At 57.9% G+C, this 24,460-nt stretch carries 20 protein-coding genes and 2 tRNA genes; 8 read left to right on the top strand and 14 right to left on the bottom strand.

Features of this window, described 5'->3' with window-relative positions; genetic code table 11:
- Positions 1-3 precede the first annotated feature (3 nt).
- Together H9L06_RS02255 and H9L06_RS02250 are read right to left on the bottom strand one after the other, a co-directional pair.
- Complete coding sequence (locus H9L06_RS02255; protein WP_187555668.1) at positions 4-1,224, bottom strand: winged helix-turn-helix domain-containing protein; 1,221 nt, start codon at positions 1,222-1,224, stop codon at positions 4-6.
- Complete coding sequence (locus H9L06_RS02250) at positions 1,221-2,048, bottom strand: helix-turn-helix transcriptional regulator (RefSeq protein ID WP_187555667.1); 828 nt, start codon at positions 2,046-2,048, stop codon at positions 1,221-1,223. The genes H9L06_RS02255 and H9L06_RS02250 overlap by 4 nt, the downstream gene beginning before the upstream one ends.
- A gap of 73 nt (positions 2,049-2,121) precedes the next feature.
- On the opposite strand from H9L06_RS02250, the gene ilvD reads away from it, so the two are divergent.
- A complete protein-coding gene (gene ilvD / locus H9L06_RS02245) occupies positions 2,122-3,981 on the top strand; it encodes a dihydroxy-acid dehydratase (RefSeq protein WP_187555666.1) in 1,860 nt (619 codons plus the stop codon).
- A 65-nt stretch (positions 3,982-4,046) separates the two neighbouring features.
- Here ilvD and ndk read toward each other — a convergent pair whose 3' ends face one another.
- The 4 genes from ndk to ileS are packed head-to-tail and all read right to left on the bottom strand — an operon-like array spanning position 4,047 to position 9,650.
- A complete protein-coding gene (ndk, locus tag H9L06_RS02240) occupies positions 4,047-4,463 on the bottom strand; it encodes a nucleoside-diphosphate kinase (protein ID WP_187555665.1) in 417 nt (138 codons plus the stop codon).
- Between the two features lie 35 nt (positions 4,464-4,498).
- Positions 4,499-4,966, bottom strand: coding sequence for a DUF4233 domain-containing protein (locus tag H9L06_RS02235; RefSeq protein ID WP_187555664.1), 468 nt, complete (start codon positions 4,964-4,966; stop codon positions 4,499-4,501).
- Positions 4,963-6,309 carry a bifunctional folylpolyglutamate synthase/dihydrofolate synthase gene (locus tag H9L06_RS02230; protein WP_187555663.1) on the bottom strand — a complete coding sequence of 449 codons (1,347 nt, stop codon included), beginning with the start codon at positions 6,307-6,309 and terminating at the stop codon, positions 4,963-4,965. Before H9L06_RS02230 ends, H9L06_RS02235 begins: the two co-directional genes overlap by 4 nt.
- Positions 6,306-9,650: an isoleucine--tRNA ligase gene (gene ileS / locus H9L06_RS02225; protein ID WP_187555662.1), complete on the bottom strand. Its 3,345-nt coding sequence runs from the start codon at positions 9,648-9,650 to the stop codon at positions 6,306-6,308. Before ileS ends, H9L06_RS02230 begins: the two co-directional genes overlap by 4 nt.
- Positions 9,651-10,154: 504 nt before the next feature.
- Here ileS and H9L06_RS02220 point away from each other — a divergent pair.
- The 4 genes from H9L06_RS02220 (at position 10,155) to H9L06_RS02205 (ending at position 14,363) form a co-directional block, all read left to right on the top strand.
- Entirely contained in the window at positions 10,155-11,468 is a 1,314-nt protein-coding gene (locus H9L06_RS02220) for a quaternary amine ABC transporter ATP-binding protein (RefSeq protein WP_187555661.1), read from the top strand.
- Positions 11,465-12,406 carry an ABC transporter permease gene (locus H9L06_RS02215; RefSeq protein WP_187555660.1) on the top strand — a complete coding sequence of 314 codons (942 nt, stop codon included), beginning with the start codon at positions 11,465-11,467 and terminating at the stop codon, positions 12,404-12,406. The genes H9L06_RS02220 and H9L06_RS02215 overlap by 4 nt, the downstream gene beginning before the upstream one ends.
- 55 nt (positions 12,407-12,461) lie before the next feature.
- On the top strand, positions 12,462-13,379 hold the full coding sequence (locus H9L06_RS02210; RefSeq protein ID WP_187555659.1) for a glycine betaine ABC transporter substrate-binding protein: 918 nt from the start codon (positions 12,462-12,464) through the stop codon (positions 13,377-13,379).
- Positions 13,380-13,466: 87 nt separating this feature from the next.
- Positions 13,467-14,363: a glycine betaine ABC transporter substrate-binding protein gene (locus tag H9L06_RS02205; RefSeq protein WP_187555658.1), complete on the top strand. Its 897-nt coding sequence runs from the start codon at positions 13,467-13,469 to the stop codon at positions 14,361-14,363.
- A 57-nt stretch (positions 14,364-14,420) separates the two neighbouring features.
- Here the strand turns inward: H9L06_RS02205 and H9L06_RS02200 are convergent, their stop codons facing one another.
- Positions 14,421-15,407, bottom strand: coding sequence for a diaminopimelate dehydrogenase (locus tag H9L06_RS02200; RefSeq protein WP_187555657.1), 987 nt, complete (start codon positions 15,405-15,407; stop codon positions 14,421-14,423).
- A 250-nt stretch (positions 15,408-15,657) separates the two neighbouring features.
- On the opposite strand from H9L06_RS02200, the gene valS reads away from it, so the two are divergent.
- The 3 genes from valS to H9L06_RS02185 are packed head-to-tail and all read left to right on the top strand — an operon-like array spanning position 15,658 to position 19,038.
- Complete coding sequence (valS, locus tag H9L06_RS02195) at positions 15,658-18,243, top strand: valine--tRNA ligase (RefSeq protein ID WP_187555656.1); 2,586 nt, start codon at positions 15,658-15,660, stop codon at positions 18,241-18,243.
- Between the two features lie 5 nt (positions 18,244-18,248).
- Positions 18,249-18,545, top strand: a complete 297-nt coding sequence (locus H9L06_RS02190; protein ID WP_246454448.1) for a Fe-S oxidoreductase — start codon at positions 18,249-18,251, stop codon at positions 18,543-18,545.
- Position 18,546: 1 nt separating this feature from the next.
- Positions 18,547-19,038 (top strand): hypothetical protein, encoded by a 492-nt coding sequence (locus H9L06_RS02185; RefSeq protein ID WP_187555655.1) that lies wholly within the window; start codon positions 18,547-18,549, stop codon positions 19,036-19,038.
- Positions 19,039-19,109: 71 nt separating this feature from the next.
- Here the strand turns inward: H9L06_RS02185 and clpX are convergent, their stop codons facing one another.
- From clpX to H9L06_RS02150, 7 genes are all read right to left on the bottom strand, one after another.
- Positions 19,110-20,381 (bottom strand): ATP-dependent Clp protease ATP-binding subunit ClpX, encoded by a 1,272-nt coding sequence (gene clpX, locus H9L06_RS02180; protein ID WP_187555654.1) that lies wholly within the window; start codon positions 20,379-20,381, stop codon positions 19,110-19,112.
- A 112-nt stretch (positions 20,382-20,493) separates the two neighbouring features.
- Positions 20,494-21,135, bottom strand: a complete 642-nt coding sequence (locus H9L06_RS02175; protein ID WP_187555653.1) for an ATP-dependent Clp protease proteolytic subunit — start codon at positions 21,133-21,135, stop codon at positions 20,494-20,496.
- A 20-nt stretch (positions 21,136-21,155) separates the two neighbouring features.
- Complete coding sequence (locus tag H9L06_RS02170) at positions 21,156-21,740, bottom strand: ATP-dependent Clp protease proteolytic subunit (protein ID WP_187555652.1); 585 nt, start codon at positions 21,738-21,740, stop codon at positions 21,156-21,158.
- Positions 21,741-21,899: 159 nt separating this feature from the next.
- Positions 21,900-23,435, bottom strand: coding sequence for a trigger factor (gene tig / locus H9L06_RS02165; RefSeq protein WP_187555651.1), 1,536 nt, complete (start codon positions 23,433-23,435; stop codon positions 21,900-21,902).
- Positions 23,436-23,498: 63 nt separating this feature from the next.
- Positions 23,499-23,573: transfer RNA gene (locus tag H9L06_RS02160), tRNA-Pro, on the bottom strand.
- A gap of 152 nt (positions 23,574-23,725) precedes the next feature.
- Positions 23,726-23,796, bottom strand: a tRNA-Gly gene (locus H9L06_RS02155).
- Between the two features lie 62 nt (positions 23,797-23,858).
- Positions 23,859-24,410, bottom strand: coding sequence for a gamma carbonic anhydrase family protein (locus H9L06_RS02150; RefSeq protein ID WP_187555650.1), 552 nt, complete (start codon positions 24,408-24,410; stop codon positions 23,859-23,861).
- Positions 24,411-24,460: the final 50 nt, after the last annotated feature.

Genomic DNA, 24,460 nt, shown 5'->3' with positions numbered 1-24,460 from the left:
AGACTACTCTGGGGCTCTGACATTTGGAGTGAAAATACTCGGGAGCTTCAGGTTGCCGACACCCGAAGTGCGAATTGCATCGAGTCCCTGCCATGCTGCGGCCTCAGCAAGAAGCTCCCGAGCCACTTCTGCCGTCTGCGCGGGAGCAGCGCTCTCCTGCCACGCTGCCTGTACGAGTAGGTCTCTATTCGTCCGGTCGGCTTTGAGATCTATGCGTCCGGCAAGCTTGCCGCCGACCATGAGCGGAAGACAGTAATACCCAAACTGTCGCTGTTCCTTGGGCGTATAAATCTCGATCCGATAGTGAAAATCAAAGAGTCGCTCGGCACGTGGTCTGAACCAGGTAATTGGGTCAAAGGGAGTGAGCAAGGCGTTCGGCGCGAGCCGACTCGGCACTCGGGCATCGCGGTGGATCCACGTAGGTTCTCGCGCCCCTGACGAGGTGCGCCAACCGTCAACTTCAACAGGAATGAGAATGCCTTGATCCTCTAACTGCTGCACGGCCGCCTTAGCTTCGCCTCGCTTTAGCCGGTGATAGTCCGCGAGGTCGGCCAGAGTTGCGACCCCGAGCGAGTCGGCTGCCCGCTCAACGAGCTGCATCTGTGCTTCCTCGCGTTCGACTGACTCGAGATGCTCATCGGAGACGGCCTGCTCCACAAGCGCGTAGCGTCGTTGAAACCCTTCGCGGCCCACAGAAACGACCTCACCCCAAGCGAACAGCATTTCGACTGCTCGCTTTGTATCGCTCCAATCCCACCACGGTCCCCGCGTTTCGCGTGGACCCGACTCAAGCTCGCGAACAAGCTGCGGACCGCCGTCTCGCAACCGCGCCCGAACATCAGAGATCACTCTGGAGAAAGCCTCAGCACGACCGTCACTCATGTGTCGGTTTCTGAAGTCGTCCATTCGCCAGCCGAATAGCTTCCGATCCGCTATTGGCAGGAATGCGGCCTCATGCGCCCAGTACTCAGTGAACTCACCGCTCCCCCACAATTGTTGGTCTAGCTTCGGGGGTTCATACCCACCGTGTCGAGAGAACACGGGTAGATAGTGGCTGCGCGCAAAGACATTCACTGAGTCAATCTGAAGAATGTGTAAGCGATTGAGCGCAGTGTCGAACGGGCGACGCTTGCCGATCTTGCGCACATTACGAAACCCCTGAGCCGCCAGCGCAACACGGCGGGCTTCAGCGAGGCTCAGTGTCGAAAGTGATTTGTGACTCACGACTCCACGCTAGCGGTTTCTTCAGAGATCGCGAGCGGCGAGGTAGGAACATACATGATGACGTGTAGGTCGCTCGCGTCTGATGGAACGAGACGGTGATGCTCGAAGACGAGCTCTCCTTCCTGGGGATGCACGAAGGTCCGCAATCGCGACTTAAACCGTTCAACGGAGTGTTCTGCCCACTGTGCGCGAAAATCAGGGCTTTCCTCGATTAACCCTTGCACAACCTCGCGGTGGCGTTCTGAGCTCAACCGCACGCCCGAGTCGGCACGAAACTCGGCGAGAAAGCGTCTACTGTCACGCTGCCAGTCGGGCAGCATTTCTTTGAGCTTGGGGTCGGTATAAATAAGTTTGAGCAGATTTCGATCCACATCAAGGATCGCGCTAATTGACTCGTAGAGCCACTCATAGCGCGCATTCCAGGCAACAATCGTCCAGTCCCCAGCAATGACGAACGCGGGAAATGGAAGTGCTCGCACGAGCCTCGTTAAATGATCTGGTGTCGGTGCGGGTTCGAGCTGGTTGCTGTTTGCGCCGGGAACCGCCAAGGCGAACACATACTCGGTCTCGGCCTCGTTGAGCTGCAAGACGCGTGCGACCGCGGCAAGGACTTGTCGTGATGCGTTGATCTCGCGGCCCTGCTCGAGCCAGGTGTACCAACTCACGCTCATGCCGGCGAGTGCTGCGACTTCTTCGCGGCTCAAGCCGATGTCACCACGACGTGTGCCGGGTGGCAAGCCGAGCTCGACTCGTCGCTGTGCTTTGCGTCGAGCAGCAAGGAATTCGCCGAGTTGAATCCCGCGTGGAGTGCGTGGACGAATCATCTGATCATGGTACTACGAGTACTAGTACAACTGGTCTCTGGTCGAGCCTCTCCCCCTTGAGTATGAATACACTATGGCCACTTATCGCTCTTTCACAGTTACCCACGGACGCAACATGGCTGGAGCCCGCGCGCTTCTCCGTGCAGCCGGGGTCAATGGCGCAGACCTGGGACGCAAACCCATCATTGCCGTTGCGAATTCATTCACCGAGTTTGTGCCGGGGCACACACACCTTGCCCCCGTCGGTCGAATTGTTTCCGATGCGATTATCGAGGCCGGAGGTATTCCGCGCGAGTTCAACACGATTGCGGTCGATGACGGCATCGCAATGGGCCACGGTGGCATGCTCTATTCGCTTCCATCCCGCGATCTCATTGCCGACTCGGTTGAGTACATGGTGAACGCTCACTGCGCAGACGCACTCATCTGCATCTCCAACTGCGACAAGATCACCCCGGGTATGCTTCTCGCAGCACTGCGACTCAACATCCCCACCGTGTTTGTTTCTGGTGGCCCCATGGAGTCGGGTCGCGCAGTTCTCGCGAATGGTATGGTGCGCACGCTGGACCTCGTCGATGCGATCTCCGAGGCCGTGAATGAGAACGTGTCAGACGAAGATATTCAGCTGATCGAAGAGTCAGCTTGCCCGACATGTGGATCGTGCTCGGGAATGTTCACCGCGAACTCGATGAATTGCCTCACTGAGGCGATTGGGCTCTCGCTTCCTGGCAACGGTTCGACGCTCGCAACCCACACTGCTCGTCGTGCGCTGTACGAGGACGCTGGCGCACTCGTGGTTGATATCACCAAGCGCTACTACGAAGACGATGATGAGACCGTGCTCCCCCGCAATATTGCGACGCCAGAGGCGTTTGGCAACGCGATGGCTCTCGATATTGCAATGGGTGGATCGACGAACACAATTCTCCACCTCCTTGCCGCGGCACACGAAGCCGGGGTCGCCTTCGGCCTAGATGAAATCGACGCGGTGTCACGCAGAGTTCCCTGCCTTGCGAAGGTAGCGCCGAACGTCGCGAATGGAAAAACGTACTACATGGAGGACGTGCACCGCGCGGGTGGCATCCCCGCACTCCTCGGTGAATTGCGTCGCGGCGGTCTCCTCGATGAAAACGTGCATACCGTGCACGCGAAGACTCTTGGCGAATGGCTTGATGAGTGGGACATACGCGGTGGCAAGGCGAGCGAAACAGCGTTTGAACTGTGGCACGCGGCTCCTGGTGGCGTGCGTTCATCGACAGCGTTCTCCCAGTCTGAACGTTGGCGTGACCTCGATCTCGATCAAGAGAATGGCTGTATCCACAGCGTCGAACACGCGTATTCGAAGGACGGCGGCCTCGCAGTGCTTCGCGGCAACATCGCGGTCGATGGAGCTGTCGTGAAAACCGCGGGCGTCGACGAGTCAATCTGGACTTTCTCGGGCCCCGCCGTCGTCTGCGAGTCGCAGGACGAGGCGGTTGAAAAGATCCTCAACAAACAAGTCAATGAGGGTGATGTCGTGGTGATCCGCTACGAAGGGCCAAAGGGTGGCCCGGGCATGCAAGAAATGCTCTACCCCACTTCATTCTTGAAGGGGCGTGGGCTCGGAAAACAGTGCGCCCTCATTACCGACGGCCGCTTCTCCGGGGGTACTTCGGGGCTATCGATAGGCCACATTTCGCCGGAGGCTGCATCGGGCGGACTCATCGCGCTCGTTGAAGACGGTGACACGATCTCGATCGATATTCCAACCCGGGCTCTCACGCTCGATGTATCTGACGAAGTGCTCGAGAAGCGGCGGATCGCGCTTGAGGCGAACGGTGGTTACCGTCCGAAAGGTAGGCAACGCCCAGTGAGCGACGCATTGCGAGCGTATGCAGCGTTTGCTCAGTCCGCAGACAAGGGCGCGGTTCGAGTGATTCCCGACACCTTCTGACGCGCAGAAACAACGAAGCGCCGGTGCCCAGCAGCAAGCTGGACACCGGCGCTTCGCGTATTGGCCTAGGCGAACCAGAGGCTAAGTTCGCGCTCCGCTGACTCTGTCGAGTCCGAGCCGTGCACGAGGTTCTGCTGCACCTTCAGACCCCAATCGCGGCCGAGATCGCCTCGAATTGTTCCTGGGGCGGCACCGGTCGGATCTGTCGTACCAGCGAGTGACCTGAATCCCTCGATGACACGGTGACCTTCAGCCCGGATAGCAACTACGGGGCCCGAACTCATGAACTCAATGAGCGGCTCGTAGAATGGCTTGCCCTCGTGCTCCGCATAGTGAGCAGCGAGCAGCTCGCGGTCTGGAGTAAACATGCGAAGCCCAGTGACGCTATAGCCCTTAGCTTCAATGCGGCGAAGGATCTCCCCGCTCAGGCCACGCGCGACACCATCGGGTTTTACGAGAATGAGGGTTTGCTCAACTGACATGCACGCTCCTGTACTTCGATTTGATGAACGACTACTTAGTTTAGTGATGCAAGCCAGGTGTCACGCTGACGATCAATCTTTCCGCCGCGCACAATGCAGTAGACCCACAGCGCGGTGAAGACCGCGCCTACAAACAGCGCTGTTGGAAGTATGAACGCTGTGGCCAGCATTAATGCGTGAGTGATCCACCCGAGCACGATGCCAACTTCGCCCACGCGAAGTAGCCCGAGTGAGATGATGCACAGGACTGCGAGTGTTCCTCCGATGACGAGCCCCAACCACCTAGGGTCAGTGAGGCCGAGCCCAAAGATCGTGAGGCCAATGAGCACCACAATGATGAGCTCAAAACCCAAAACGATCGAGGCAAGCGCCTTTCGTGTCGATCGCTGGCCACCCGATCCACCAGAAATGCGCATCGCGGAATTATGGGCCACAGACTCAGATGGCGAGAGAATCAGTTCTTCTTCTGAATCTGATGCAGCGGAATCATCGTTGCGACTCATTCAGTTCCCCACTTCTGTTCGCGAGCAAGTTCGATCGTTTCACCTGCGAGCACCACCGAACCAACGACGAGCACCGCGCGGTTCTTGCTCTCACTCGCCCAACTCCGCGCGCGATCAAGCGCAAACGGAAGCGCGGGGAACGCCTCGATAGGGGTCTCCGGAAGCGAGGCGCGGGCAGCAACCTCGAGTTCTTCGGCAGACAGTGTTCGTGGCGAATCGACTGCGGTTGCAAACACCTGCGCGGCAATCGGCGCGAGCGTCTCGAGCAGCCCACTCGCGTCTTTCTCACCGAGCACCCCCACCACAATGCCGAGTTCGTCGAAACTGAATGATTCGGTGACTGCGCGCACGAGAGCTTCAGCTCCGTGTGGATTGTGCGCCGCATCGACATAGACGATCGGATCAGTGCCCACCAGTTGCAGTCTGCCGGGCGAAGTCAACTGGCCAAGGCCTGTCTCGAGGATCTCCGTGGGAACTGGCCGATCCGCACCGAAAAATGCCTCGACTGCGGCAATCGCGAGCGTAACATTCTCGGCCTGATGCTGGCCGAACAACGGAACGAACGCGGGTTCGTATGTGTGACCCGTGATGCCGACGACGTCAATTTGACGACCTCCGACAGCTAGACGGTCTTCGAGAAGTGAGAAGTCAGCGCCGGCTGCGTATACCTTCGAGCCGTGACGCTCGGCTTCTGCGTGTATTTCGGCCAGCGCATCTGCGGTTTGAGCGGCGGTTATCACGGTGCTCGCGTCTTTAATGATTTTTGACTTCGTGCGCGCGATTGCCTGAATGTCTGGGCCCAGCAGCGTAACGTGATCGAGCGCAATTGGGGTGAAAACCGCAACTTCTGCATCGACAATATTCGTGGCGTCCCATTCGCCACCCATGCCAACTTCGAGAACTGCAACTTCAACTGGAGCGTCTGCGAACACGACGAGGCCGAGCACAACGAGAGCTTCGAAGAATGTGATCTTGCCCATGCCAGCAGCGAGAAGCTCGGCATCGGCCGCTTGCAAGGGCAGTTGCAACTCTTGCCAACCTGCGGCGAGAACCTCGGGTGCGACAGGCTCACCGTCTACCTGGAATCGCTCAGCAAAGTCCACAAGGTGTGGGCTCGTGAACAGCCCGGTGCGGAGGCCATGGGCACGCAGGATTGACTCGATCGCGCGACTCGTTGATGTCTTTCCGTTCGTGCCAGCAACCTGGATCACCGGAAATGACAGCTGCGGTGAGCCCGCAAGCTCAGCGAGTCTGCGCACCGGTTCGATTCGCGGCCTTGGGTGAGCTTCACCGACTCTTGTAAGCAGCTCTTCGTACACGCGTTGCGTGGTGGCGTCGCTCACTTTTTTGCTCCCGTCGCATCGATCGTGATGACGATTGGGGCCTTTTCTGTGCCCAACGCACCAGCAGCACTCACGTGCACACCTGCTCCGTAGCTCGGAAGGTTCTGAGCTACCTCACCGATGTCTTCGGTCGCCTGCGTCGCGATTGCTTCGGCGAGGGTCTCGCCAGCAATGAGGTCAGCATGCGTTTCAAGGGCAGCAGCGAACTCAGGCGCGGCGTTCAGGGCGAGCACAATTCGATCACTCACGTCGAGACCGGCGTTCTTGCGCGCTTCTTGAATGGCGCGGATCGCATCGCGTGCAATTCCCTCTGCCTCCAATTCTGGCGTCGTCTCTGTGTCCAGCAGCACGAATCCACCTCCGGCAATGAGGGTGATTGCGTCCGCTCCGTCACCGACGTGGAGCGTGAGTTCGTACTCGTTTGGTTCGAGCACAATGTCGCCGGCTGTAACGACGCCATTCTCCTCAGTCCAATCCCCGGATTTCGCCGACTTGATGGCAGCCTGCACTTGCTTGCCGAGACGTGGGCCTGCCGCACGTGCATTCACCGAGAGCGTATGAACGATGCCGTAGCTTTCGGCACTCGTCTCAGTCTGCTGAACAAGATCAATGGATTTCACGTTGAGCTCGTCACGCAGAATATCGACGAAAGGCTCGAGAGCCGCGGGGCGGGAGGTCACAACGGTGAGCTTGGAGAGTGGCAAGCGCACACGCAAACGACGTGCCTTGCGCAGCGCTAGTGCCTGCGATGTGATTTGACGCACCTCATCCATCGCAGCGACAAGTTCGTCATCGTCTGGGAACTCCGAAGCATCAGGCCAGTCGGCCAGATGAACCGAGCGCTCTCCAGTGAGGCCCTTCCAAAGCTCCTCAGAAACAAGTGGCGTCATAGGAGCTGCGACGCGCGCTACCGTTTCAAGCACGGTGTACAGCGTGTCAAAGGCCTGCCGGTTTTCTTGCTTTCCGTTCGCGCCAGTTACACCCTCCCAAAAACGGTCGCGTGAGCGCCGCACATACCAATTGGTGAGGGTCTCAGCAAAGGCACGAAGTGACTCTGCCGCTGAAGTTGTGTCGAGGCCTTCGAGGTGCCCCCCGACCTCACGAATGAGTTTGCCTGTTTTAGCGAGAATGTAGCGATCAAGTGGATCAGCAGAAGTTACACTCCGCTTCGCTTCCAGCCCGTCAGCGTTTGCGTAGAGGCTAAAGAAGTACCAGCTGTTCCAGAGCGGCAAGATGAACTGGCGAACTCCCTCGCGGATCCCTTCTTCTGTGACGATGAGATTGCCGCCTCGCACGACCGGAGAGGCCATGAGGAACCAGCGCATCGCGTCAGAACCGTCGCGGTGGAACACCTCATTCACGTCAGGATAGTTCTGCAGGCTCTTCGACATCTTGTTGCCGTCTGAACCGAGCACGATGCCGTGACTAATGACGCTCTTGAACGCCGGGCGATCAAACAGTGCAGTCGCAAGCACATGCTGCACGTAGAACCAGCCGCGTGTCTGGCCGATGTACTCGACAATAAAATCAGCCGGCTGATGGGTATCGAACCACTCTTGGTTCTCGAACGGGTAATGTGCCTGCGCAAACGGCATCGACCCCGAATCAAACCACACGTCGAACACGTCTTCAATGCGACGCATTGTCGACCTGCCGGTGGGGTCGTCTGGGTTCGGCCGTACGAGTGAATCGATGTAGGGGCGGTGCAGATCCACTTCGCCCTGCTCATTGACCGGTAGCGTGCCGAAATCATTCTTGAGTTCTTCGAGCGAACCGTACACGTCGACGCGCGGGTACTCGGGATCGTCGCTCTTCCAAACAGGGATCGGGCTCCCCCAGAACCGATTTCGGCTGACGGACCAATCGCGAGCGCCCTCAAGCCACTTACCGAACTGGCCGTGCTTCACGTTCGCAGGTACCCAATTGATTTCTTCGTTTGTCTCGAGCATGCGCTGCTTGATTGGGTCAACGCGAACGAACCAGCTCGAAACCGCTTTATAGATGAGCGGGTTTCGGCAGCGCCAGCAGTGAGGGTAACTGTGCTCGTAGCTCTGCTCGCGCAGGAGGCGGCCGTGCTGCTTGAGCAGGCGAATAAGCGGACGGTTTGCTTCCATCCAGAGTTCTCCTGCGACATCTGTCACCGCATTGATGAACCGACCACTATCGTCGAGACTCACGATCGTGGGCATACCGGCCGCAAGTGTGATCCGCATATCGTCTTCGCCGTAGGCAGGAGACTGGTGCACTATGCCGGTGCCGTCGGTGATGGTCACGTAATCGTCGACAAGTATGCGCCAGCAGTGCTCAGTGCCCCATACTTCTGCATCGGCGAAGTAGTCGAATGCGGCCTCGTACTGCACATCTGCGAGGGCAGCGCCCAAGTGGATCGCTGCAACATTTTCGCGCAGCGCTTCTGCTGACTCGTACCCGAGATCTTTCGCGTAGTTGCCCGCGAGTTCGAGAGCGATGAGGTACCGCGCCTGACCCGCTTCGCCACCGTCAGATGCGCCATTCGGGCCGGCTGGCACAACCGCGTACTCGATCTCTGGACCAACGGCGAGAGCCGCATTCGTCGGAAGCGTCCATGGCGTGGTCGTCCACGCAAGCGCACGAACCCCAACGAGTTCGAGTGCTGCAGCGCGATCGCCGTGCAACGGGAAGGTCACTGTCACCGATGGATCTTGTCGCATTTGATACACGTCATCGTCCATACGAAGTTCGTGGTTGGAGAGCGGGGTTTCATCTCGCCAGCAGTAAGGCAGCACGCGGTGGCCCTCGTAAGCGAGATCTTTATCGTAAAGCTGCTTGAAGGCCCAGAGCACGCTCTCCATGAAGCTCAAATTGAGTGTCTTGTAGTCGTTTTCGAAATCTACCCAGCGTGCCTGGCGGGTGACATACTCTTCCCACTCTTTGGTGTATTGAAGTACTGATTCGCGAGCTTTCGCGTTAAACGCAGCGACGCCCATTTCTTCGATCTCACTCTTTTCAGTGATACCGAGCTGCTTCATTGCTTCAAGTTCAGCTGGCAGGCCGTGTGTGTCCCAACCAAACCGACGCTCAACCTTCTTGCCAAGCATGGTTTGGAAGCGCGGAAAGACGTCTTTTGCGTACCCCGTCAGCAGGTGGCCGTAGTGCGGAAGGCCGTTCGCGAACGGTGGGCCGTCATTGAATACCCACTCCGGTTGCCCATCACGTCTGCGGATTGACTCGCGGAAAGTGTCATCACGCTCCCAGAACGCAAGCACCTGCTCTTCAATCTTGGGGAACTTTGGTGAGGGGTTGACGCCTAGTGCGGCACCGGACTCGCTTGTTGATCCGGTCGTCTGCTTGGGGTAGGTCATTATGAGGAGGTACCTTCTTGTCACGCTCTGCATCGTGCCGGGACGCAGTGTGAACCGATCCACACTCCGCGGTACCACCCCGCTTGCGCGTCGAGAACCGACGCACCCCTTCGTTTGGCGATGACGGGCCTACCCGTTCGGGTCTAATGGGCGTTCACACGTGGGTGTGGATCGCCGTTCTTCCGAAGACTCACCGGTGATAGCCGGATCACAGTCGATAGCGACCATTCTAGCGTGAATATGTCACGTCGGCTGAGTGTGAATACATGTCGTAAAGTCTGTGCGAAATCTCAGGTTCACGCGGATCTGGTAACGAACGGGTAACGATCGAAAATTGAAGAAACCCCAGGTCGGAGCCAAGTTTGACCACTTTTCTATGAATTGTCAATTAGCGATCTATGCATGCAGGTGGTTACCGTCGAATGAGGGCTGGCGAGCACCACCCGCGCTCTTTGCCGCCCGATTCTCGTATTGAAAACCAGCGGAAACCCCGCCAGGAGGAACATGAATAACCCGGCAACCGAGGGCTTTGCGCTCTCGGTCGGACACGCCTATAAGGTGTTCGGCCGACGCCCCAAGGAGGCAGTGAAGCGGCTGCGCAACGGCGCTTCGCGTGACGAAGTGCGCCCGTTTGGCACAGCCGCAGTTATCGATGCCAGCTTCGACGTGAACGTCGGAGAAATCTTTGTAGTAATGGGACTCTCCGGATCCGGAAAGTCCACGCTCATCCGAATGCTCAACGGACTCGGTGAGACCACCGATGGGTCGATCACAGTATTTGGGCACGAAATTGTGGGCATGAGCGATGCCGAACTTCGCGAGGTGCGCCGCGAGCGCATGTCGATGGTGTTTCAGCACTTCGCGCTATTCCCGCACCGAAGCGTGCTCGATAACGCAGCGTATGGACTCGAAGTGCAGGGCGTCGGACTCGAAGAGCGACGCACGCGCGCCCGGTCGTGGCTCGAACGCGTCGGCCTGAAGGGCTGGGAAGACTCACTTCCCGGCGAACTCTCCGGAGGCATGCAGCAGCGCGTAGGGCTCGCGCGAGCGTTCGCTGCTGACACCGAGATTTTGCTCATGGACGAAGCGTTTTCGGCGCTTGACCCACTGATCCGCCGCGAAATGCAAGAGCTGCTCGTCGAACTCCAACAAGAGCTCGGAAAGACCATCGTCTTCATTACGCACGATCTCAACGAGGCAATGTTCCTCGGAGACCGCATCGCCGTCATGCGCGATGGACGAATTGTTCAGCTCGGCACTCCGAACGACATCCTCACTGACCCCGCGAACGACTACGTTGCTCAGTTTGTGCAAGATGTGGATCGTGCCCGTGTACTCACTGCTGGCGATGTCATGGAACCGCCGCGCGCCGTTGTGGCAGCGTCTGCTGGCCCACGCGCAGCGCTTCGCACGATGCGTGACCTGCAAACTGCTGCGTGCTTCGTGACCTCGTCCGGCCGTAAGCTGCTCGGCGTGGTGCGTGATAAAGACATGCTCCGCCTCGTTCGAGAAGGCAGCGCAGATATCCAAGACGCGCTCAAGCCGACTCCATCGATTGTCTCACCAGACCAGCTCATTGCTGAATTGTTTGAGCTTGCGGTTGAGAGCCACCTGCCCGTTGCAGTTGTCGATGAGCAGGATCGGCTCATCGGTGTGGTTCCGCGGGTCACCCTGCTTGCATCGCTCGCAAATCTTCCCGCGACAACGACGGAGATTCCCATCATCGAGCCGACGCCAGACGTGCCTTCGGCAATTATCACTCAGACGCTCGAAGAAACGGGCTCAGCAAGTACTGAGACAGAAGGGAGCCTGGCATGAACGACTTCATCAGCATTCCCATTGGTGATTGGGCGGCTTCCGGCCTCGACTGGTTCAAAGACGCGTTTGAGGGCGTCTTCGATGTCGTGAGCTTCATCGTAAAGATGCTCGTCGAAGGTTTGGCTGACTTCCTCGTCGCGATTCCTTCACCCGTACTCATCCTCGTGTTTGCTCTCATAGGCTGGCTCGTACGCTCCTGGCAGCTGGCACTCGGCACAATCATCACGATGTTGCTTGTTGTTGCGATGGGTCAGTGGGAAAACGCGATGCTCACACTGGCGCTCGTGTTGATCGCTGCTGTTATCGCAATTCTTATCGCGGTCCCCCTCGGTATTCTTGCGGCACGCAACGAAACATTTAGCCTGATCGTCAAGCCGGTGCTCGACTTCATGCAGACAATGCCTGCGTTCGTGTACCTCATTCCCGCGGTCATCTTCTTTGGCATCGGGTTTGTGCCTGGCGTATTCGCCACGGTCCTCTTTGCGCTGCCACCTGGTGTGCGCTTTACAGAACTCGGTATTCGTGGAGTCGATAGTGAGACGGTGGAAGCAGGTCATGCTTTTGGCTCGACTCCCGGCAAGATTCTGCGAGGAATCCAATTGCCACTCGCTACCCCGACGATTATGGCTGGAATCAACCAGGTCATCATGCTCGCGCTCTCCATGGCCGTCGTTGCCGGCATGGCTGGCGCAAACGGCCTCGGTAAAGAGGTTGTCGCAGCAATCGCGACCCTCAACATTGCGCAGGGCGTGGAAGCTGGCCTCGGAGTCGTTATCCTCGCTGTCTTCCTCGACCGCGTTACGGCCGCCCTTGGTAATCCGGGCGAATACAAGAACTCACTCTTGAGCACTGTGAGGAAGCGTCGCATCAATGCTCGACGAAACGAAGTTGCCGAAGCGAAAGCGGCTATTCGTCCGGCTACGCCTGCGGGCATGTGACGCCCCAGTAACTGCTCATCTCACCCGTGCGCCTCGCGCACGAAGAAAGGAAATCATGAAGAAACGTCATCTCACAGGGGTACTCGCGTTCACCGCGGCTGCAAGCCTCGCGCTCGTCGGCTGCTCATCGAACGGCGATACCGGAGATACCGCAGAGCCCACCGAGAGCGACAGCATGGGAACAATTACCCTTGGGTTCCTCCCGAGCTGGACTGACGGCCTGAGCACTGCGTACCTCCTCGAGAACCAGCTTGAAAAGCTTGGCTACGAGGTTGAAATGGAAGAGCTGACGGAAGCAAGCGTTCTCTACACCGGCCTAGCTGGCGGCGACATCGACATGTATCCCTCAGCGTGGTCTGAAGTGACCCACGCCAGCTACATGGAGCAGTACGGGGATAACATCGAGGATCTCGGTGCCTACTACGACGGTGCCGTGCTCACGTTGGCTGTGCCCGAATACATGGACGATGTGAACTCGATCGAGGATCTCAAGGGTCAGGCAGCTCGCTTCAATGGCGAGATCATCGGCATCGAGCCGAGCGCCGGTCTCACCAAGCAAACGCAAGAGGTTGCGATGCCTGAGTACGGTCTCGATAGCGAATACGAGCTCGTAACCTCGTCAACCTCAGCAATGCTCGCGACGCTCCAGGACAAGATCGACAGCGAAGAAGATGTTGTAGTGACACTCTGGCGTCCATTCTGGGCGAATGCCGCGTTCCCGATCAAGGATCTCGAGGATCCGATGGGCGCGATGGGTGAACCAGAGTCGCTGCACTTCCTCGGCACCCTTGGTTTCTCAGAGGAGTTCCCAGAGGCGGCAGAGTACATTGCCAACATCAAGCTTGACGATGACGCCTACGGCGCACTCGAGGGACTGGTAACTGGTGATGAGTTTGAGGGCGATCCCGCAGGCGCTGTTGAGGCGTGGCTCGCGGATCATGCCGACGCATACCCAGGAATTCTGACTGACTAGTTAACGTCAGGCCGATTCACAATCAAATATGAGAAGGCCGCCCCAGCACACAGCTGAGGCGGCCTTCTGCATGAAAGAAAGGAACCCATGACCTTACGTAAACTCTCCTCCGGACTCGCTGCAGCGGCGGCAGCTGCGCTCGTACTCAGCGGATGTGCAACCGCGAGTGCTGGCGAGTCGGCGACCGAAGAGCCAATCAAACTCGGATACCTTCCGGCCTGGACCGATGGCTTGAGTCTGGCGTATCTCCTCGAAGACCAACTCGGAAAGCTAGGATACGAGACCGAGATGGAGGAACTGTCAGAGGCAAGCCTGCTCTATACGGCGCTCTCAGAGGGTGACGTCGACATCTACACCTCAGCCGCGCCCGAACGTACGCACGCGAGCTACATGGAAAAATACGGCGACCAGATCGAGGATCTCGCAACGTACTTTGATCACGGCGTAAATACCCTTGCCGTGCCGGAGTATATGGACGATGTAACCTCGATCGATGATCTTGCCGGAATGTCGGGTGAGCTCGACGGACGCATCGTTGGCATCGAACCGAGTGCGGGACTCACCGAACAAGTGCAGGACATCGTGATGCCTGAGTACGGTCTCGACGACGAGTATGAGCTTGTCACCTCGTCAACGCAGGCCATGCTTGCAGAGCTTCAGTCAAAGATCGATAGCCAAGAACCAGTCGTTGTGACTCTGTGGCGCCCTTTTTGGGCGAATGCCGCATTCCCCGTGAAAGAACTCGACGATCCACTGGGCGCGTTTGGCGATCCCGAGGGTTACCACGTGCTCGGAACGCTCGGGTTCTCAGAGAGGTACCCTGATGCCGCGGACTACATCGCGGGCATCAAGCTCGATGACGACGCATACGGTGCGCTCGAGGGTCTCGTTACCGGTGACAAGTTCGAAGGTGATCCAGCGGGAGCCGTAGATGCCTGGATAGCGGATCACGCCGAAGCATACCCAGGAATCCTCACCGACTAACACCCAGTCGTCAGGTTGGCCCGCGCAATTCCGTGTTCGGGCCAACCTGTGTCGGGTCTACAGCAACTCTGCTCGAAGCTGTTCGGGTGACTTCGGCGAAAGCAATCCTGGCGCGATATCAAATGGTGTCTTGGCGCCGTGCTCCCCTGATGCGGTTAGTCGCGCTGCGGCCCGCGCATATGCAACGAGAACGCTCGAAGTAAACTCAGGGTTCGACTCAAGCGACAACTGGTATTCGATCGTCTGAGCTACCCCATCCGACGACTCCCCCGACCGAATGACAAACCCACCATGAGGCATGCCCGAGTGGTCGCGCGCTAATTCATCTGCCGAGATAAAGTTCACTGTTGTGTCGTACGGCTCAAAGTAGTCCGGCATCGTGACAATTGCCTCTCGAACCGAGTCCGCGTCTGCACCATCTTCAAGTACCACGTAGCACTCACGAGTGTGCTTTTCACGGGTGGTCAGTTCTGGGCGCTCACCAGCGCGCACACGGTCGATGGCCTCTTCTGAGGGAATGGTGTACTGCACGGCGCCAGCTACACCGGGTATGCGCCGGAGTGCGTCGGAGTGTCCCTGGCTTAGCCCACGACCCCAGAACGTGTACGTCTCACCGGTCGGAATAATTGCTTCACCGAAGAGCCTGTTCAGTGAGAAAAGGCCCGGATCCCACCCCGTCGAGATGATTGCGGTTGTATTGCCGGCCTTTGCGGATGCATCGACCGCAGCGAAGTGTTCTGGAATCTTCGCGTGGGTATCGAAACTATCGACGAGGGTGAAGTTCGCGGCGAGCTCGGGTGTTTGCACCGGCAGATCCTCTTTCGATCCACCACACAACACGAGCACATCGATGCGGTCATTAAAATCGTGGATCGACTCGAGACCAAATACTGCCGTCGCGACAAAGAGGGTCTCAACTGACTCTGGGTCGCGCCTGCTGAACACGCCAGCAAGCTCCATATCGGGTTGCTGAGCGATCGAATTTTCCACCCCTCGACCGAGGTTTCCGTACCCTACGATTCCGACACGGATCTTCTCAGTCATTACATACCTTTCGTTGGGCGATGATCCACACTCTCGACAACTGCTTGAGCGGCAACTCCGCACAATTCTAAACGGATGCACCTGGCGACTGGCCGGGGCGCGCCCCAGGACCAGAACGGGTGCAACGAGATAGACTGGGGTGGTACAAACACCTTCAGGCACCAGAGCGCTTTCGCTCGACTACGCGGTGCCGTCCACATCGAACCCGACCGCGCGAGATTTCGACGCGTCGAGAAAACGGAGCCCACGCATGAGCGCGATCCCCGAGAAGCCGGCACTCGAAGGCCTCGAAGCAAAGTGGGGGCAGGTGTGGGAAGCGCAGGGAACCTACGCGTTCGAACGTGAAGGTGCTTCGCGCAACGACGTCTACAGCATCGATACGCCGCCACCAACCGCATCAGGGTCATTGCACGTCGGGCACGTGTTCTCGTACACGCACACCGACACCGTGGCCCGGTACAAGCGTATGACGGGCAACCGTGTGTTCTACCCCATGGGGTGGGACGACAACGGGTTGCCGACTGAGCGTCGCGTACAGAACTATTACGGGGTTCGTTGCGATCCGTCACTCCCGTATGTTGCAGATTTCAAGCCACCACACGAGGGTGGCGACGGTAAGAGCATTAAGGCAGCGGATCAGGTGCCGGTTTCGCGCCGTAACTTCATCGAACTCTGCGAGCGTTTGACGATTGAGGACGAGCGCCAGTTCGAAGACCTCTGGCGAACCCTCGGACTCTCGGTTGACTGGAAACAGAGCTACCGCACGATTGGCTCGGATTCGCTTCGCGCGTCGCAACTCGCATTCATGCGCAACGTTGAGCGCGGTGAGGCCTATCAGGCCCAGGCGCCAACTCTCTGGGATGTCACGTTCCGCACCGCGGTGGCGCAGGCTGAACTTGAGGATCGCGAACAACCGGGCGCCTATCACTCGATCGCGTTCCACAAGGTCGACGGTAGCGGTGACCTGCTCATCGACACGACTCGTCCGGAGCTCCTGGCGGCATGTGTCGCGCTTGTCGCGCATCCCGATGACGAGCGCTACCGCGACCTCTTCGGGACCACGGTCCGCACACCGATTTTCGACGTTGAGGTACCGATTGTTGCGCACCACCTCGCGCAGCAGGACAAGGGCACCGGCATCGCAATGGTGTGTACGTTTGGTGACGTCACCGACGTGATCTGGTGGCGCGAGCTCGACCTCCCGAACCGCGCCATTCTCGGTTTCGATGGCCGTATTATCGCCGATCCACCGAGCGATATCGTTTCGGAGGCTGGCCGTGAGGCCTACGCACAAATCGCAGGGAAAACAGTCTTCAGTGCGAAGCAAACAATGGTTGAGCTACTCCAGGCAAGTGGCGAACTTCAGGGCGAGATTCGCAAGATCACTCACCCGGTGAAGTTCTTTGAAAAGGGCGACAGGCCGCTTGAGATCGTCTCCACTCGCCAGTGGTACATCAAGAACGGTGCTCGCGACGAGTCGCTTCGTGAGCGGTTGCTAGCCCACGGTAAGGAGCTGAATTGGCACCCAGACTTCATGCGGGTGCGTTACGAGAACTGGGTTGAGGGCCTCTCGGGTGATTGGCTCATTTCGCGTCAGCGCTTCTTCGGTGTGCCGCTTCCTGTCTGGTACCCGCTTGACGCGGAGGGTAACCCAGAGTTCGACAAGCCAATCCTGCCGCAGGAATCGCAGTTGCCGGTCGACCCCTCGAGCGATGTTCCTGAGGGATATACCGAAGCTCAGCGAGGCGCTGCAGGCGGCTTCCAGGGTGAAGTCGATGTGATGGACACCTGGGCCACTTCGTCGCTTACTCCCCAACTCGCAGGCGGCTGGGAGCGTGACCCTGAGCTCTACGACATGGTCTTCCCGTTTGACCTGCGCCCACAGGGACAAGACATTATTCGAACCTGGCTGTTCTCCACACTTCTCCGCTCGGAGCTGGAATCGGGCACACTCCCCTGGAAGCACGCGGGCATTTCGGGCTGGATCTTGGATCCTGACCGCAAGAAGATGTCGAAGTCAAAGGGCAATGTCGTCACCCCAGCTGGCATGCTCGCGCAGCACGGGTCGGACGCGGTGCGGTACTGGGCGGCATCAGCGAAGCTCGGAACTGATGCATCATTTGATCCTCAGAATCCCACTCAGATCAAAATTGGCCGCCGGCTCGCGATCAAGCTGCTGAATGCAGCGAAGTTTACGCTCTCATTTGATGCGAGCGGTGCAGGCAAAGTGACTGAACCCCTAGACCGCTCTATGCTTGCGGGACTCGCTCGGGTAATCAAAGACGCGTCGAGATCCTTCGAGTCGTACGATCACCAACGCGCGCTCGAGATCACAGAGTCGTATTTCTGGACATTCTGTGACGATTACCTCGAGCTCGTTAAGGAGCGTGCACACAACGGTACCGGTCAGATTCAGGCCTCTGCGGTAACCGCACTACGCACTGCACTTTCTGTGTTTGTTCGCTTGTTCGCTCCATTCTTGCCATATGCGACCGAAGAAGTCTGGTCATGGTTTGCAGAGGGCTCGGTGCACCGTGCGTCGTGGCCGACTTCGCAAGAAGTGAATGATCTCGCAGGCTCAGACGCCGATGCAGAACTCCTCAACCTCGTGGGCAGTGCACTCATCGGCATTCGCGGCGCAAAAACAGACGCAAAGGTCTCGCAGCGCACCCCCGTTACTCGCGCCGTGATTCAGGCTCCTGAAGTGGATCGAGATCGACTGGCACTCGCTGCCAGCGATCTTGCTGATGTGGGTCGTGTTGCAGATCTCAGCATCGTTGCGGCAGATGTTTCAGATATCACTGTCGCAGAAATTCACGTGGAGACAGCGGAGTAACGCACATGCAGCTCGGAGTGCGCTGGCGCGCGGGAGATCCACCGCATCGCGGAGTACCTCAGGTGCTGCTCGATGCGGTGCGAGCTACCGAAGCCGCGCACCCTGCGGGCGAGTCTTGGACTCTCACCTGGCTCGAAGGCAGGCCGCGTGCGGAACTCATCTCTGCAGACGCTACGGTGCTCGCCGAGGTGTACCTTGACGCAGCCGGCCAGGTGCAAGCCGTGAATCATGACGCGCAGGCTCCTGGCACCGGTGCGGTAGACAATGCTGATACAGATGACGATGATGATTGGTTGAACTAACATGGCGCAATCTCCACGCATAACGGCTGGTGTGCTCGCACTTGGCCTGCTCGTGTTACCGCTCACTGCATGTGCTGAAGAGCCTGGAGCCGTTGGTACGGGTGATCCAGTGCCCACAGAGAAGCAAGAACCTGAGGGTGGGAGTTGGCCCGCAGAGAATCCTGACGAGGTATTCGAAAAGAGTCAGGAAATTCCCGAAGACTTCCCTGCGGAGTTTGTGATTCCCGAAGGTGCAACAATTGATGACGTGGGGTCGCGGGGCTTTGGTACCTGGTACCTGGTTCTTCGTGCGGAGGACCAGGAAGCTAGCGATGCCATCTGGGAGAGCATCGTGACGAACAGTGGGTTCACGGTGACCGATGATGCCGAAACAGTCGAAGGCGGCCGTATGGCAACGCTTGAGTCGGGCGCTCTATCGGCATCAGCGATGACTATACCGGGTGAAGACGGCTCTGTGTTGATGAGCTACGACATCACCGCAGCGGTCTCGTAAGGTATCGCCGCCTCAGTGCTACGTGTACAGTGCCGACCGGTCGGTCGGTCTGTAAGTCAGTCAGTAGAGAGCTAGGCGCTCTCTCTGCCCTTTTGTGCGCTGAGCACGACCGGTGGGGCTTCATCTAGCACCGACTCTCGCGTCACAATAACTTTGACTACGTCATCATTCGATGGAACGTCAAACATCACGGGGCCGAGCACTGTTTCAAGGATTGCACGAAGACCGCGTGCGCCAGTCTTTCGTTCGACAGCAAGGTTGGCGATCTCGGTAAGCGCATCGTCTTCGAACTCAAGCACGACATCATCAAGAGCGAACATTCGCTGATACTGCTTCACCAATGCGTTCTTGGGTTCGGTGAGAATTCGCTTCAGCGCATCAGTATCAAGCGGATCGACGGTTGCCACAACCGGCAATCTGCCGATGAACTCCGGAATAAGTCCGAACCGGTGCAAGTCTTCGGGCTGAACCTCTGAAAACAGTTCTGCTTCGTTTCGCTTGCTCGCCATTGGTGAGCCAAAGCCGATTCCGCCTTTACCGAGCCGCTGCCCGATAACCTCTTCGAGGCCTGCGAAAGCACCCGCGACGATGAACAGAATGTTGGTCGTGTCGAGTTGAATGAACTCTTGATTCGGGTGCTTACGGCCACCCTGCGGAGGAATGGAGGCAACTGTGCCTTCAAGGATTTTGAGTAGTGCCTGTTGCACGCCCTCGCCCGAAACATCGCGGGTAATCGACGGGTTCTCTGCTTTACGAGTGATCTTGTCGATCTCATCGATGTAGATGATTCCGGTCTCAGCGCGTTGCACATCGAAGTCGGCTGCTTGCAGAAGCTTAAGCAGGATGTTCTCGACATCCTCTCCGACATAGCCGGCCTCTGTGAGCGCCGTGGCGTCTGCGACTGCGAAGGGCACGCCAAGCTGGCGAGCCAGAGACTGAGCAAGGTAGGTCTTACCGCAGCCGGTCGGCCCGATCATCATGATGTTCGACTTTGCGATTTCGACTTGTTCGCTCGCGAACTCTGCACTCACGAGGGAGTTGGTAGCGCGCACCCGCTTGTAATGGTTGTAGACGGCAACAGCGAGCGACTGTTTAGCGCGCTCCTGACCAATGACATATTGATCGAGGAAGTCAGCGATTTCTCGCGGCTTATGCAGCGTGAAGTCATTCGGCTCAGCTGGCTGATGTTCGGAGAGGCGTTCTTCGATGATCTCGTTGCATAGCGCTACGCACTCATCGCAAATGTAGATCTGCGGACCCGCAATGAGTTGCGCAACCTGCTTCTGCGACTTGCCGCAGAATGAACACTTGAGAACCTCGCTGCTCTCACCGATTCGGGCCATCCGAAACTCCTTCGTGTCTCGACTCTCTACAAGAGCCTAATAGGCGCCCCTGACAAAAAGTGACGGCGCGCCGCCAACACAGGCCGCGCGCCGTCACAAGGCAATCAATTTGCTACTGGCCGATGACGGGCTGAGGATTCTTTCGGCTCGTCAGGACCTGATCGACGAGCCCGTACTCCAGGGCTTCCTGTGCACTCAGAATCTTGTCGCGATCAATGTCGGCATGAACCTCTTCGACAGTACGCTTCGAATGCTTCGAGAGAGTCTCTTCGAGCCAGTCACGCATGCGCAGAATCTCGCGCGCCTGGATCTCAATGTCTGATGCCTGGCCCCGGCCGCCTTCGCCGCTCGACGGCTGGTGGATCAGCACGCGTGCATTCGGGAGGGCAAGCCGTTTTCCGGGCGTTCCGCCTGCGAGCAGTACGGCAGCTGCCGAAGCAGCCTGTCCAAGACACACAGTCTGGATATGCGGACGGATGTACTGCATCGTGTCGTAAATAGCGGTCATCGCGGTAAACGATCCACCCGGGGAGTTGATGTACATCGTAATGTCACGCTCCGGGTCCTGGCTTTCGAGGACGAGCAGCTGTGCCATTACGTCATCTGCGGACGCATCGTCAACCTGCACACCTAGGAAGATAATTCTGTCTTCGAAGAGCTTTGCGTACGGGTCTTGACGTTTGAAGCCATACGCGGTGCGCTCCTCAAATGAGGGCAGAACGTAGCGTGCCTCAGGCATGTGGAGATTCGTCATGTTCGTGTCTTCCTTGCGCATTACTTGTTGGTGCCGCCGCCGCCGATTACATCAGTGGCAGTTTCACGAATGAAATCGACAAATCCGTATTCGAGTGCCTCATCAGCTGTGAACCAGCGATCGCGGTCCCCGTCGGCATTAATCTGTTCGACAGTCTTGCCGGTTTGGGCCGCGGTTATCTCGGCGAGACGGTTCTTCATCGAAGTGATGAGTTGAGCCTGCGTCTGGATGTCACTTGCGGTACCGCCAAACCCGCCGTGCGGTTGGTGGAGCAGGACACGTGCGTTCGGGGTGATGTAACGCTTGCCCTTAGTCCCCGCGGTAAGCAAGAACTGCCCCATCGAAGCAGCCATACCGATACCGACCGTCACAATATCGTTCGGGACGAAACTCATCGTGTCGTAGATAGCCATGCCAGCAGTGATTGAACCACCAGGCGAGTTGATGTACAGATAAATGTCTGCTTCGGGGTCTTCTGCGGCAAGCAGAAGAATCTTTGCGCAGATCTCATTTGCGTTGTCGTCGCGAACCTCAGAGCCGAGCCATATGATCCGGTCTTTCAGTAGGCGATCAAACACGCTGTTCATGGGCGACTGTTCAGCCATTCGGCGCTCCATTCATAAGTTACTTGGTTCGAGCGTATCGACTGTGACCCGCCTGCGCTGGCGTGTTCGCCGTGGGCGTTTCTTCACCCGGTCGAGTTCGCTATAGACGAAGAAATCCCCGGTATAGACCGGGGATTTCTTGCAGCTAGGGGGTGGACGTTACTTGCCCTCTGCCTCAGCTGCCTTCTTCGCTGCACGAGTTGCAGCTGCCTTCTTGGCGGCTGCCGAACGTGCAGCCTTCTTCGCAGCTTCCTCGTCTGAGTCGGCAGAAGCTTCTTTCTCAGAAGCCTTCTTTGCTGGTGCCTTCTTAGCAGCGGTCTCCTTCTTAGGAGCAGCCTTCTTTGGCTTTTCCTCTGCGACCGGCTCTTCAGCCGCTGGCGCATCTTCCGCGTCATCAGCAGCTTCGTCTTCATCGGTATCGACGGCTACGAAGCGGCCGAGGTCAACTGGGTTGCCCGACTTATCGACAACATTTGCCTTACCAAGAGCAATTGCAAGTGCCTTGTTACGTGTAACTTCACCAAGGATGACCTGGAGCTGATTCCCCTGGCTGATGGCCTGAAGGAACTGGGTAGGCTCCATTCCATACTGCTGAGCAGACTGGAAGATGTAATCCGAAAGTTCACTCTGAGTAGGTGTGACGCTTTCAGCTTCGGCAATTGCATCAAGCAGAAGCTCCATTTGCAGCTGTTTTTCACTCGCAACCCGAACCTCAGCGCGGTGCTCATCGTCTTCGAGACGGCCCTCGCCCTCGAGGTGACGGTGCACCTCATCCTCGACGAGCTCCTCGGAGATAGGAATTTCTGCCTTCTCAATGAGGGTCTCAGTGAAGATGTCACGTGCCTGTCGGCCCTGCGCAAACACTGATGCCTCTGAAACCTGATCCTTCAGGCTCTCACGAAGCTCGGCGATGGTATCGAACTCGCTCGCAAGCTGTGCGAACTCATCGTCAGCCTCTGGCAGTTCGCGCTCCTTGACAGCGGTCAGGGTGAGCTCGACCTCGGCATCTTGCCCCTCGTACTCGCCGCCGAGCAGCTGAGACGTGAACGTGGTCGATTCACCGGCGGTGAGAGTTTCCACTGCCTCGTCTGTGCCAGCGAGCAGGTTACCCGCGCCGACCTCGTAGGAGACACCGCTTGCCTGATCGACCTCAACATCGCCTACCTTGGCAACAAGATCGAGTTCGACAAAGTCGCCGGTCTTAGCTGGGCGATCCACAGTTACGAGTGTGCCAAAACGCTGACGCAGGCTCGTGAGTTCGTTCTCAATTGCGTCTTCGTCAACCTCAGCATCATCGACAGTAACCTTCAAGCCCTCGTACTTCGGAAGCTTGAACTCAGGACGAACCTCAACCTCGAAAAGGAGAACGAGCTTGCTCTTCTCGTCCTTTGCCTCGGGCATTGCCTCGATATCTGCAGACGGGCGTCCCATCGGGCGGATCTCAGCCTCAGCAACTGCGGCCTGGTAGAAGTCATCGAGTGAGTGATTCACTGCTTCAGAAATCACGGCGTCGCGACCGAAGCGCTGGTCGATAATCTGCGCGGGTGCTTTACCCTTGCGGAAGCCAGGAATCGAGACCTGCTCGGCAATCGACTTGTACGCATCCTTGAGGTACGGCGCGAGCTCGTCCTGCGTGACGGTTACCGTCAGCTTGGTGCGGGTCGGGGTGAGCTTCTCAGCTTTCGTCTTCGGCAATTTGGCCTCTCATCGTCGGAATCATGCTGCAATCAGCTTGTCTCGGGCTAATTTCAGCCCTCGTCGGGGTGACAGGATTCGAACCTGCGACCTCCCGCTCCCAAAGCGGGCGCTCTAGCCAAGCTGAGCTACACCCCGAAACGATCGTTTCGCGTACGTACCCAACCTGCAGGCACGCAACCCGAACAATCTTAGCTGAAATTAGCGCCGAGACGCACACTATGATTCCGTGCGCCCCTGTGAAAGACTCTGTGACCTGTCAAAAAGCCAGGACACATCGTTACTTTCAGAGGGGATGACGGGAATCGAACCCGCGTAATCAGTTTGGAAGACTGAGGCTCTACCATTGAGCTACATCCCCGAACACTTGTTCAGCGTGTGCCAGAAGCACCTCACCGATCATAGTGCATCTTTCGGTCGAGATTAAATTTCGGTGTGCCCGGCGCGTGTCGCGTTGCGGTGGTTGTCGGTGTACCCGAGATATACCTCGGAATTCTTTCGCACCATTTCGCGATCCGCTTCGCCGAGTTCGCGAATAATACGCGCGGGTACACCAGCAACGAGCGAGTGTGGCGGAATCACCATGCCCTGGGGCACAACTGCTCCAGCGGCAATGAGTGACCCCTCTCCTACGACCACACCGTTCAGCACAGTGGCACTCATGCCGATGAGGCAGCCGTTTTCGACAGTCGCACCGTGCACAACGGCGTTATGCCCCATCGAGACGTCGTCACCAATAATCGTCGGATTGCCGCGAAATGTGTGAATAACGACTCCGTCTTGAAAGTTTGTGCGTTCCCCCACCCTCACAGAATCTGAATCTCCACGAAGTACCGCGTTGTACCAGACGCTCGAATCCGCACCAATGCGCACGTCGCCAACAACAAACGAACCGGGTGCTAACCACACCGACTCGTGAACAACGGGCGAACCATAGGGCTCTACGGCAATGACACTTCCGAGCTGTTGCGACATCGGGCTCCTCCTTTGGATAGCGAAAAACCCTCACCGAAACGGTAAGGGTT

The organism is Leucobacter denitrificans (assembly GCF_014396385.1).
GTDB lineage: Bacteria > Actinomycetota > Actinomycetes > Actinomycetales > Microbacteriaceae > Leucobacter > Leucobacter denitrificans.
The sequence above is the reverse complement of the archived record's forward strand: the minus strand, read 5'-3'. Positions and strand labels throughout refer to the sequence as shown.